9 protein-coding genes are annotated in these 11,702 nt (G+C 60.3%); 8 read left to right on the plus strand and 1 reads right to left on the minus strand.

Annotated features, from left to right (window positions below; genetic code table 11):
• Window positions 1-5: 5 nt before the first annotated feature.
• The 6 genes from GIW28_RS22385 (at window position 6) to GIW28_RS22410 (ending at window position 9,496) form a co-directional block, all read left to right on the plus strand.
• Window positions 6-3,179, plus strand: coding sequence for a hybrid sensor histidine kinase/response regulator (locus GIW28_RS22385; RefSeq protein ID WP_236447253.1), 3,174 nt, complete (start codon window positions 6-8; stop codon window positions 3,177-3,179).
• 23 nt (window positions 3,180-3,202) lie between these two features.
• Entirely contained in the window at window positions 3,203-3,850 is a 648-nt protein-coding gene (locus GIW28_RS22390) for a response regulator (protein WP_099549954.1), read from the plus strand.
• A 194-nt stretch (window positions 3,851-4,044) separates the two neighbouring features.
• Complete coding sequence (locus GIW28_RS22395; protein ID WP_017139590.1) at window positions 4,045-4,647, plus strand: fimbrial protein; 603 nt, start codon at window positions 4,045-4,047, stop codon at window positions 4,645-4,647.
• Between the two features lie 75 nt (window positions 4,648-4,722).
• The gene (locus GIW28_RS22400) at window positions 4,723-5,463 is read left to right on the plus strand and encodes a fimbrial biogenesis chaperone (protein ID WP_017139591.1); all 741 of its coding nucleotides are present in this window, start codon (window positions 4,723-4,725) and stop codon (window positions 5,461-5,463) included.
• Window positions 5,464-5,548: 85 nt separating this feature from the next.
• Window positions 5,549-8,059 (plus strand): fimbria/pilus outer membrane usher protein, encoded by a 2,511-nt coding sequence (locus GIW28_RS22405; RefSeq protein WP_236447254.1) that lies wholly within the window; start codon window positions 5,549-5,551, stop codon window positions 8,057-8,059.
• 600 nt (window positions 8,060-8,659) lie between these two features.
• Window positions 8,660-9,496, plus strand: a complete 837-nt coding sequence (locus GIW28_RS22410; protein ID WP_236447255.1) for a 5'-nucleotidase, lipoprotein e(P4) family — start codon at window positions 8,660-8,662, stop codon at window positions 9,494-9,496.
• A gap of 15 nt (window positions 9,497-9,511) precedes the next feature.
• Here GIW28_RS22410 and GIW28_RS22415 read toward each other — a convergent pair whose 3' ends face one another.
• Complete coding sequence (locus GIW28_RS22415; protein WP_099549950.1) at window positions 9,512-10,000, minus strand: Hcp family type VI secretion system effector; 489 nt, start codon at window positions 9,998-10,000, stop codon at window positions 9,512-9,514.
• A 185-nt stretch (window positions 10,001-10,185) separates the two neighbouring features.
• On the opposite strand from GIW28_RS22415, the gene GIW28_RS22420 reads away from it, so the two are divergent.
• Together GIW28_RS22420 and GIW28_RS22425 are read left to right on the plus strand one after the other, a co-directional pair.
• Window positions 10,186-11,100 (plus strand): NAD synthetase, encoded by a 915-nt coding sequence (locus GIW28_RS22420; RefSeq protein ID WP_236447256.1) that lies wholly within the window; start codon window positions 10,186-10,188, stop codon window positions 11,098-11,100.
• Window positions 11,097-11,663 (plus strand): hypothetical protein, encoded by a 567-nt coding sequence (locus GIW28_RS22425; RefSeq protein ID WP_236447257.1) that lies wholly within the window; start codon window positions 11,097-11,099, stop codon window positions 11,661-11,663. Before GIW28_RS22420 ends, GIW28_RS22425 begins: the two co-directional genes overlap by 4 nt.
• The last annotated feature ends 39 nt before the right edge of the window (window positions 11,664-11,702 follow it).

Below are 11,702 nucleotides of genomic sequence, written 5' to 3' on the forward strand. Positions count from 1 at the left end.
CCCTGATGAAGCACAACAACGCGATACTCGAAGCCTTTACCCGCAGCTCCGTACGCTTGAACAAAGGCCTGATGGTGCTGATTGGAATCGCGTTGCTGCTGCTCCTCACCAACTACTGGTCATTGCAACGCGGGATCGAAACCCGTTATGGCGCAACGCGCTTTCATTTTGCGCGGCTAATGGAAAACCTCAGCGAGCAGCAAACCTATCTCAAGAGCTTGACGCACCCAGGCATCCAGGCCGAATTGCTGCGGGCGACCAGCGTGCAGGTCAGCCTCAAGAGCCGAATGGTCGAGAACCGCCGCACGTTATATGAAGGCCAGAAGTACTCGTTTTCGGTACCGTTCGACGTCAAGTTCGATGAGCAGCAGGTCGGCGTAGCTGCCCGGCCACCGATTTTTGCCCTGGGCGCGCACCTGACCAGCTACTACAGCGCCTTCTGGTCTTCGTCACCGTACGAGGCACCGCAAACTTATCTGTTCAATCGCCAGACCCACTACACCATCACCATTCCCTCCGTGGGCTATCAGCGTCGCGAAAGCACTGAAGAGACCGGCAACCAGGTGGCGCTGGTCAATGCTGTGCAGCAAAGCCTTGCGCAGACGCCACAGGTACTGGAGCAGGATTGGGTGTACTGGAAAGCAGGGCCGGAGCCCGAGCACTTGCTGGCCTACATTGGCCTGTCACTCGACGGCCAGGGCCAGACGGTGATCGGCACCCTGCTCGACCTGTCGCAGGTCGACGATGTGCAGCGCGCGCTGGATCACTCCGCGTTTGATCGCTTCACCTTGTTTGCGCCCGACGGCACCCGTTTGGTAGGGCCAGCCACCGAGCCGTCGCTCAGCAATGGCGTGCACTTCACGGCACATGGCTTTGAATTCAAGATTACCCAGGCTGGCGACCGGCCCTGGAGCGCAGTCTATGGCCTGAACTACTCGCACTTCTTCCACTCGGCCTTATGGCCATTGAGCACCCTGGCGCTGCTGCTGGTCAGCCTGATAACCCTGGGCTGGGCCGGCAGCCGCTGGTACCGGCGCCAGGTGATCAGTCCGGCGCGCCTGGCCCACGAACGCATCGCCGAAAGCGTGGCGTTCAGCCGCGTGATCATCGACACCGCGCCCACCGGTTTGTGCGTGGTGCGGCGCAGCGACGGCAAGGTGCTGATCGAAAACCAGCGCGCCCAGCAGTGGCCGGGCACCGCACGTCTGGTGGCGGCCATGGCCGGTCAACACGACGGCGTCGAGAACGGCGAAAGCCACTTGGAGATCGAAGGCCGGCACCTGCAAATCGGCTTCGTGTCGACCCGTTATCAGGCCGAGGACGTGCGCCTGTATGCCTTCAACGACATCACCCGGCACATCGAAGACGCCCAGGCGCTGGAAGAGGCACGTCACGCCGCCGATACCGCCAACGAGGCCAAGACGTTGTTCCTGGCGACCATGAGCCATGAGATCCGCACCCCGTTGTATGGCGTGCTCGGCACCCTGGAATTGCTCGGCCTGACCGATCTGGATCCGCATCAGAAGACTTACCTGCACACCATTCAACGTTCGTCCGCCACGCTGTTCCAGCTGATCAGCGATGTGCTGGATGTGTCGAAGATCGAGTCCGGGCAAATGGCAATAGAAGCCGTGGACTTCTGCCCGCTGGACATGCTCGAAGACACCTTGCATACCTACGCCGCTTTCGCCCAGCGCAAGGGTCTGCAACTCTACAGTTGCATCGACCCGCAGTTACCGGACTGCCTGATGGGCGACCCGATGCGCATTCGCCAGATCCTCAATAACCTGGTGAGCAATGCGATCAAGTTCACCGACATCGGGCGCGTGGTGATTCGTGCCCGGGTGATGGCGTTGGACGCTGAGCATGTCGACCTGGAATGGCAAGTCACCGACTCCGGCGTCGGCATTCCCGAAGCGCAGCAGGCCAAGCTGTTCGACCTGTTTTACCAGGCGCCGGACACCGCCAGCGAAGGCGGCGCCGGGCTGGGACTGCCCATTTGCCGCTGGCTGGCGCAGATGATGGACGGTGAGATACGGGTGGTCAGCGAGCCGGGGCTGGGCAGCAGCTTTACCCTGAAAATGCGCCTGCCGCTGTGCTGCGGCACGCTGACCAACCTGCCGCTGATCGAACCCAGCCCGACGCCGGTGTACGTGCAGGCGCCGGTGCGCGAACTGGCGCAGTCGATGAGTGACTGGCTCAATCGGCTAGGCATCGCAGCGGCCTTGGCGGCGACCACCCAGGAAAAAGACAGCCGCCACGCGGTGCTGGTGGACCTGCTGCCCAGCGAGCCCGCCAAGCCATGGGGCGGCCAACGCGTGCTGTGCCTGCCGGGCGCACACAGCCCGCCGCTGCACACGGCGCAAGGCTGGGTGGTCGACCTGCACGATGTGCGCAGCATCGCCAGCACCGTGTCCCTGGCGCAGCACGGCAAGCATGAGCAACCCGCAGCGGCCCGGCCACAAAGCATCGGGCAGTTGGGGTTGCGCATCCTGGTGGCCGAGGACAACCCGGTCAACCAGGCGATCATCAAGGAACAGCTCGAAGCGCTCGGCTGTTCGGTGAGCCTGGCCGCCAACGGCGAGCAGGCGCTGCAACAGTGGCAACCCCAGGCGTTTGACCTGGTGCTGACCGACGTGAATATGCCGTTGATGAATGGCTATGAACTGGCCAGGACCTTGCGTGAGCATGACCCGCACCTGCCGATTATCGGCGTGACCGCCAACGCCATGCGCGAGGAAGGCGTGCGCTGCCTGGCGGTGGGCATGAACGCCTGGATCGTCAAGCCGTTAAGCCTGCAAACCCTGCGCGGGCAGTTGATCAAGCTGTGCAAGGTCAAGCCGGCGCCGGAGCCTGCCACTGCGTCCTGCGACGACAGCGTGCAGCTGTCGGACAAGATGCGCCCGCTGTTCATCAGCAGCGTGCAGCAGGACTTGCAGCGTATCGATACCGCCCTGACGCAACGTGATGCCCACGGCCTGGGCCAATTGCTGCATTCGGTCGCCGGCGCCCTGGGCGCAGTCCAGGCGCTGAACCTGGCCCAAGCGTGCATCGAACTGGAAAGCGCACTTAACCGCGGCAGCCTCGACACGGCACTTGAACTCAAGGTGAAGGCGGTGATGCAGCGTCTGTCGGCCGTTCTGGAAACTCTCCAGCCCGGGCACTCTTCACTCACTTGAACTGGCACTACGGACGGCCCTTTATGAAAAAATTCAACGTGGTAATCGCGGACGATCACCCGATCGTATTGCTGGGTGTTCGCGAGTTGGTGGAGCGCGACACACGCTTCCAGGTGGTCGGCGAGGCCGTGTGCTCGGCCGGCCTGATCGCGCTGTTGCAGCACCAGGGCGCCGACATTGTGATCACCGACTACAACATGCCGGGCGACTCGCCCTACGGCGACGGCCTCAAATTGGTGGAGTACCTCAAGCGGCATTTTCCGCAGGTGCAGATCCTGATCCTGACGATGATTTCCAACCACCTGATCCTCACCCGCCTGCAAGAGCTGGGTGTGGTCGGCATCATCCAGAAAAGCCAGTTGCACACCGAGATTCAATTGGCGCTCAAGGCGATCGCCCAGCAGAGCGCCTATCGCAGCCTGGAACCGCCAAAAACCTCGGTGATCGAGACCCTTACGGCGATTGACGAGCGCTTTACCAGTTTGTCGCCCAAAGAGTTCGAGATCTTGCGCTTATTTATTTCCGGCATGAGCGTCAGTGATATTGCGCGCAGCCAGAATCGCAGTTCAAAGACCATCAGCGCGCAAAAGATCTCGGCCATGCGCAAACTTGAAGTGAGCAGTGACCAGGACCTGCTCGCTTATTGCCTGGCACGTAACATTTTCAACTAACCGACAACTAGCAAGCCATTTAAAACAATGGCTTCGCCCTTTATTTACTGAGTATTCACACGCCCTTGCACCGCTCTAAACCGTCCGTTCCCTGACTTATAAGAATCGTCTTATTCGCTCGCTTGCCCTCGCCGCTTATTCTCCTCTCGCAGTTCAACAACAGCATTTTCCAACTAACACTAACGGACATCATCATGAAGAAGTTTTCCCTGGCTGTTATCGCCTCGGCCATTATCGCCGCTTCCGGCAGTGCATTTGCCGTCGACCCGGCACCGACGCCGACCCTGGGCGGCAGCGGTAAAATCACCTTCACCGGCGTGATCAACAACGATGCCTGCTCGGTCGACGGCGCCAACTCCGACCGCACCATTTCGGTGGACATGGGCAACGTGTCGATCAAGGACATGGGCACCGCCGAAAACCCAACCGCAGGCCGTGTCACCGCCAAAGACTTCAACCTGAACGTCAACTGCAACCAGGGCACCAAAGTCGCGATGATCTTTGACGCCAACAACGGCGGTTCGGGCCTGGTCACCGGCAAAAAAGTCCTGGCCCTGAACCCGGGTTCGGCCACTGCACAAAACGTCGGTATCGCCCTGCTCGACAGCAAAGGCAGCCTGATCGACCTCAGCTCTTCCAGCACCGCGCGCATCGAAAGCACCATGCACGGCGCCGGCACTACTGGCGGCGACGCCACCCTGAGCTTCGCGGCCGCCTACGTCACCACCGCAGCCGCCGGTTCGTCCACCGCCGGTCGCGGTGATGCCACCCTGCCGTTCATCCTGCAATACGAATAACTCGGCGCCCCAGGCACCGAACGCGCGAGGCCCTGCGGCCTCGCCATTGTCTTTTGATTACACCGGATAACCCTCATGCCGCCTCGTTCTATCGCCGCATGCTTGGGGCTACTGGGCTTGCTTATGGCTGCCCAGGCCGCCGCCAGCATTTCATTGAATGCCACCCGCATCGTGTTTGATGGCGACCACAAGGAAGCCAATATCACCGTGCGCAACGGCAACCAGGATGTGTTGATTCAATCCTGGGTCGACATGAACGACGCCAGCGCCAGCCGCGCGCCGTTTGCCGTCACCCCGCCATTGGCGCGGGTATTCGCCAAGGAACAACAATTGCTGCGCATTCTGTACGAAGGCAAAGGCATGCCCACGGACCGCGAGTCGGTGGTGTGGCTCAACGTGCAGGAAATCCCCAAGGCCAGCGCCGCCGAGAACACCTTGCAGTTGGCCATCCGCCAGCGCATCAAGATTTTTTACCGCCCTGCCGGCCTTACCGGCAGCGCGCTGCAAGCGCCTGCGCAACTTGAATGGACACTGGCCAAACACGGCGGCCAGACCCTGCTGCAGGTGAAAAACCCGACGCTGTATCACGTGTCCATGGCCGACATCAAAGTACAGTCGGTGCTGGCCAGCGACTCCACCATGATTGCGCCTGGCGAGCAAAAACAGTTCCCGATCGCAGCAGCCATCGCCAACGGCCCGGTGCAACTGTCGTTTTCCAGCATCAATGACTATGGCGCGCAGAACCACTACAGCGCGCCCCTGTCGAGCGGCGCTGCGCTACCTGCGCACGCGACTGAATCGCGCCTCAAACCCTAAGTAGCTTCTCTAAACCACAGGCTCACTTCGCGTGCGTGTTTGCGTGCCCGGCTGTCCGTCAATCAGGGATGTCATAGGTCTTCGCATGTCTTTTCTTTCCAGCAACAGGCCCGCACGTGGCGTACTGAAGTTGAAGACGCTGTCGCTCGCGATGGCTGCCAGCCTGCCGACCTGGGCGGTGGCCGATGACGCAGCGCAAAGCTTCAACACCACGTTCCTGCAGGGCTCGCAGTCGCCAGTCGATTTGCAGCAACTACTCTCAGCCAACAGCGTGCTGCCGGGCAATTACCGGGTCGACCTGTACAGCAACGAAGTGCTGGTGGGCCGGCGTGATATCGACTTCAAACGCAACCCGAACAACGGCCGGGTCGAAGCCTGCCTGACCCTCGACCTGCTCAAGCAATTGGGCGTCGACATGGGCCGATTGCAGGCCGAAGGCAAACTCGACCCGCAGCAACCGCAAGAGTGTTATGCCCTCGCGGACATGATCGAAGACGCCAGCGTGCGTTACGACAGCAGCCGCCTGCGCCTGTTGGCAAGTATTCCGCAAGTGGCCATGCAGCGCGGCCTGCGCGGGTATGTCGACCCGCAGCTGTGGGACGACGGCGTGCCGGCCGCGTTCATCAACTACCAGCTCAACAGCAGCCGCACCGCCGGCGACTATAAAACCCGCATCGCCAATAACCTCGGGCTGCGCAACGGCATCAACCTGGGCGCCTGGCGCCTGCGCAACGAATCGAACATGAGCAGCGGCACCGACCGCTCGAACACCTTCACCAGCAACCGCACCTACGTGCAGCACGACGTGACCGCGATCAAGGGCCAGTTCAGCGCCGGCGAGATTTTCTCCGACACCGACCTGTTCGACAGTGTGCGCTATCGCGGCCTCAAACTGGCCTCCGACGACGGCATGCGCGCCGACAGCGAGCGCGGCTACGCGCCGGTGATTCGTGGCGTGGCGCAGACCAACGCGACCGTAGAGATCCGCCAGAACGACTACATCCTCTACACCGCCAACGTCGCGCCCGGCCCGTTCGAGATCAACGACATCTACCCCAGCGGCTCCAACGGCGACTTGCAAATCACCGTGATCGAAGCCGACGGCAGCCGGCGGGTGACGATGCAGGCGTTTTCCAGTTTGCCGATCATGGTGCGTGAAGGCCAGGTCAAGTACAGCCTCTCGGCGGGCACGTTCAAGAGCAATGCCGACGGCCTGGGGAGCCCACGCTTTCTCAGCGGCACGCTGGCATATGGCTTGACCAGCAACCTCAGCGGCATCGTCGGCCTGCAAGCCAGCGAGGACTACAGCGCGCTGTCGATCGGCGCTGGCAGGAACACTGCGTTCGGCGCCTTCTCCCTGGATACCACGCACTCGTCCAGCAAAGCGCGCGGGCAAACCCATCAGGGCAGCAGCGTGCGGGCGTTGTACGCGAAGACCTTTGCCGGCACCGACACCAACTTCACCCTGGCCGCCTACCGTTACTCCACCGAAGGCTACCGCACCCTCACCGACCACGTGGAAGACAACAGTGAAGACGTGCGCGTGCGCACCGGCCACTCGAAAACCCGTACCGACCTGACCATCAACCAGAGCCTGGGGCGTAACAGCCAGTTCGGCAGCCTGTACGTCAATGCCAGTGACCAGCGCTACTGGAACCGTGGCGGTTCGCGCAGTTTGTCCGCCGGCTACACCGGCAATTGGGGCGACCTGAGCTACAACCTTGGCGTGACGCGCACCCAGCAGATCGTCACCTATGGTGAGCCCAGCAGCGACACCCAAGTGAACCTGTCCGTCTCATTCCCACTGGGCAGCCAGGCCCGTGCGCCGCGAGCCTTTGTCACTACCAGCCATCAGCGCGGCGACACCACCACGCAAGCGGGTATCAACGGTTACGTCGCCGATACCAGTGACACCTTCTATTCGGTGCAGGCGGGCCATAGCGATACCAGCGGCGACTCCGGCTCGGTGAATATCAACAGCCGCACCTCTATGGCGGATGTGAGCCTGGGTTACAGCCAGGGCCAGGGCTATAACTCGCAGAACCTCAACCTCGCTGGCTCCGTGGTTGCCCACGCAGGCGGCATCAACCTGGGGCAGACCGTCAGCGAAACCTTCGCCCTGGCTGAAGTGCCGGGTATCTCGGGGGCTAAAATCGGCAGCTACAGCGGCGTCGAGACCGGCTACAACGGCTATGCGGTGATCCCCACGGCGCAACCTTACCGGGTGAACTGGATCAGCCTGGACACCCGCGACCTGGGCGGCGATGTGGAGATCACCAACGCCACCCAGCAACTGGTGCCGCGCCGTGGCGCTATCGTGGTGGCGCGTTACAGCGGCACCACCGGGCGACGGGTGTTGTTCGAGTTGTTTGATGCGCAGCACAAGCCATTGTCGTTCGGGGCTTCGCTGGAAGACTCGGCAGGTAAGCAACTGGCGATTGCAGATCCGAACGGGAATGCGCTGGCGCTGGTGGAGCAGGATCAGGGCACGCTGATCATCAAGTGGGGCGAGCAGCGCTGCAGTGCAAGCTATGCGCTACCGCCGCAGAACAAGGCGTTGAACTATGAGCGGCAGGCGTTGGTGTGTGGGCCTTGAGGGGTGGTGGCTCGTCTGCTTTTCTGTGGGAGCTGGCTTGCCTGCGATGCAGACACCTCGGTGTATCAGGTAAACCGAGTTGATGCCATCGCAGGCAAGCCAGCTCCCACCTTTGACCGAGTATGGCTCTGTTGTTGCTGTCGCTGTTGCTCCGGCCCTTACATCCTTTTCGATGACGAAGTCAGCGGTCTTTTGATCTGCGCTTTTGATCTTGATCTTGATCTTGATCTGAAATCGCCCCGTCAAACACGATGGCCGGAATCTGACAGGGATTTGGGGGGTAAACCGGCAGGGATGCCGGTTTAGCCGCGCTGGGCCAAGGATGGCCCATCGCGGCGGCCCCCCAAATCACTGGCGGATTGCGGGCATGCCGAGCCATAGCGAGGCACCGAGTGTTGGGGCGAGGACCTTTTGCTTACTTTTGACTGGGCCGGCATTCCGGTCCTTGCAAAAGTGAGCCGCCGTAAGGGCGGAACCATAGGCCGCCGTTACCGCAGCAACGGATATGTACACCTACCCCCCCAAAAAAACATTCGGGATTGATGTATAGCCTGATTAGGCTAAGGTGCTGCCCACACGCGTCCACCGCCGAGGCATCCCATGCGCCACCTGATTTTCGCCAGTGTCTGCCTGCTGACCACCGCCCTGACCGGCTGCCAGCAGACCCCGCCGGCCAACGACCAACTCGACGCCGTGCTCTGGACCCAGACCTCCATCGAGCACGAGTTGATCTACCGCCAGCTGTTCGCCAACGCCACCCGCCAACTCGACGTGGCCCTGGCCGACCCGACCTGGGATGCCCTGCCCTTTCCACCCCGCAACCTGAACGGCTTGCCTCCAGCGGTGGTGGTGGATATCGACGAAACCCTGCTGGACAACGTGCCGCTGAACGCGCGCGACATCATTAACAATCAAATCTATTCCTACGATCGCTGGAACACCTGGGTCGACCAGGCCAAGGCCCAGGCATTGCCGGGCGCAGTGGCTTTCCTGCAAGCCGCCGAGCAAAAAGGCATCAAGGTTTACTACCTCACCAACCGCGAACACAGCCAGGTCGCGGCCACTGTCGCCAACCTGCGCCTGCGTGGTTTTCCGGTGACCAGTGACACGCAGGTCCTGGCCGCCAGCACGCCAATCGGCCATTGCGAAAGCGCCGGCTACGGCAAGACATGTCGCCGTCAGTGGGTCGCCAGCCATGCCCGCGTATTGCTGATGGCCGGGGACTCGCTGGGTGATTTCGTGCAGGCCGAACACAACACCCTCGCCGCCCAACGCGAGGCGGTGGAGCCCTATGTGAGCTGGCTGGGGCAGCGCTGGTTCCTGCTGCCAAACCCGAGTTACGGCAACTGGTACAGCGCGCCGTATGGGGATGATGAGAAATTGCCGTTTGAACAAAAACGCAGGTTCAAACAGCAGGCATTGCAGTTGGAAGAATAGGAGGCTGGCTGGGGCTCAGGCTTTGATGTTCTGCCGAATGTTCCAGCCAAACTTCACCGGCCCGCCGTCCTTGGCGCCGTCGGCCTTCTGCGGCTGGTAGCTGACGTCGACGCTGGCGAAATTGAGGGCGACGCTGTCATGCACGACGTCGGTGTTGCTTTCAGCATTCGTGCTGTAGGACACCACCATGACTTCCTTCAGGGTAATCACCAGATACTCCACCGGGCTCGCACCGCCGGCCTTGCGTACCACCAACCTGGCCTCGGGGTAATGCTTGCCGCTGGCGCAGGCCATCATCAGGTTGGGGCTGGATTTATCAAGCGGTTTGGTCAGGTTCAGGTTGGCGATATTGACCTTGCCCGCACCGCCGCCCGTACCGCTGTGCATCGAACCCGACTGCGACATGCCCCACGCCCATTGGGTGATGTCGATCTCGTCGCGATGGGCCTGGTCCCTTGATTCACCCTTGATATCACCCAGCTTCAAAAACATATCGACTGCCATGTTTGCTCCTTGCCTTGGTATGCGTCGGTAGTGACGTGGGGCGCACTTTTCCTCAGCCGCAGCGGTGCGCGCAAGACGCAGAGGGCAGTTAGAGATGCACCCGACGTTAAATGGCGAACCTTCCGACATTCAGCGCCACCTCCTCATCTTTAGGCTCTCGACTCCCGCAAAAACAGGAGTTAAGGATGACGGCTTCCCTGCTCAGAGATGGATTCCCTTCGGCGCACCGCACCACACGTCAGCGGATTGAAAGCAGTATTGATCTGCGCAAGTTGTTCTTCACCATCGATAGCGACCCGGCACTGATTGGCGCGGGCGTGGTGTATATCGATGGCATGTTTAACGTGGTGGTACTGCGCGAGTTTCAGGCGATTTGCAGTGTGCGGCCGATCAAGGTCGTGCTGCGTGAGGCTCCGAAACATGTGGGGCCGGTGGAGTTCAAGCGGATGTTGGAGCATGAGCCGCGAGAGTCGGAATGGGTGGCTGAAGCGCTTGGCACGGCGGTGACCTGTACGGGGGCGATTCTGAGTTGGGTAGTCATTACCAGTGGCGTGATGTTGATGCCCTTTACGGCGGGGACGAGCGCGGTAATTACGTTTATCGGCAAGGCTGCTCTGGCTGCCAGTATGACCCAATGCGCCATCGGGTTAGGTCGAACCAGTGTAGAAGCGTTTGCGCCCCAATACCTTGATCTTCTGGATAACGAAACCTGGTATCAGGCCGTTGTTACGACGCTGGATGCCATTGCATTACTTGGCGTCGCCACTTCTGCCTTGATCACAATCAAAACAATAAACACAGCAACAAGAGTCACTGGCAAACCTCTCAAACAAGTACTCAAAGGTCTGAACCGGCAAGAACGAGCGAGACTGAATGATGAATTGCTCAGGCTTCGTGATCCTCGATTAACCCTAAAAATCCTCAAGGTGAAACAAGCCACCGGCGTATTACCAAAACGAATCAGTGCCACAGAAATGCAACTTGCTACCGCCAATCACATAAAAGACACCTTGGCTGCAACCCTGGGTTTCGCGAGCAGCTCGATGCCAGGAAATATCAAGACGTGGGCTATTGGTATCTACGAGGAAGTCAGCCAGTGAGCAAGCATGTACCAAAAAAAGGTCTTAGCGGATCCGAAAAGGATGAAATATATGAAGATCGCAAAGCCCTGACCTCTGAGGATCGCGCTTACGCATACTTCTATTTTGAGAACCCACAAACGTTCAGGAGACGCTACGCGCTAGTGATTGGCGCCGATCTAATTACCGGCTGCTCCACGATTGCAATGACTGCCGTCTTACTGTTGCTGACCTTTCTCTCCAGACTTCCGGAAGACCTTGCAATTAAGATCTGTTTTCTCGGCAGCATCGCAGCAGGCCTTGTCCTGTTTTTTTCCAAGGCTCAGGTCAACTATGGGCATATCCGCGCGGTATGGACCAGTGTCGGTATTTACTTAATTTGCTTGCTGATATCCCTACCCGCAATTGCGTACCGCCCGCCGCTTTTTCTCTACGCTATGTCACTGCTTAGCCCACTGACCGGCCTGCTGATCCTCAACAGCAACCGCTGCCGCGAACTGCGCCACAAGATGGTCGAAATCCGCCTCAAGCGCGAAGACATCATCGCCACCCTGAAAAAACAGGGCCGCTGGAAATGGTGGTGAGCGCCCTGCCACCTGTATTCGCTCAACGCCCATCAAGCC

It is taken from the genome of Pseudomonas sp. PA-5-4B, assembly GCF_021606215.1.
Classification (GTDB): domain Bacteria; phylum Pseudomonadota; class Gammaproteobacteria; order Pseudomonadales; family Pseudomonadaceae; genus Aquipseudomonas; species Aquipseudomonas edaphica.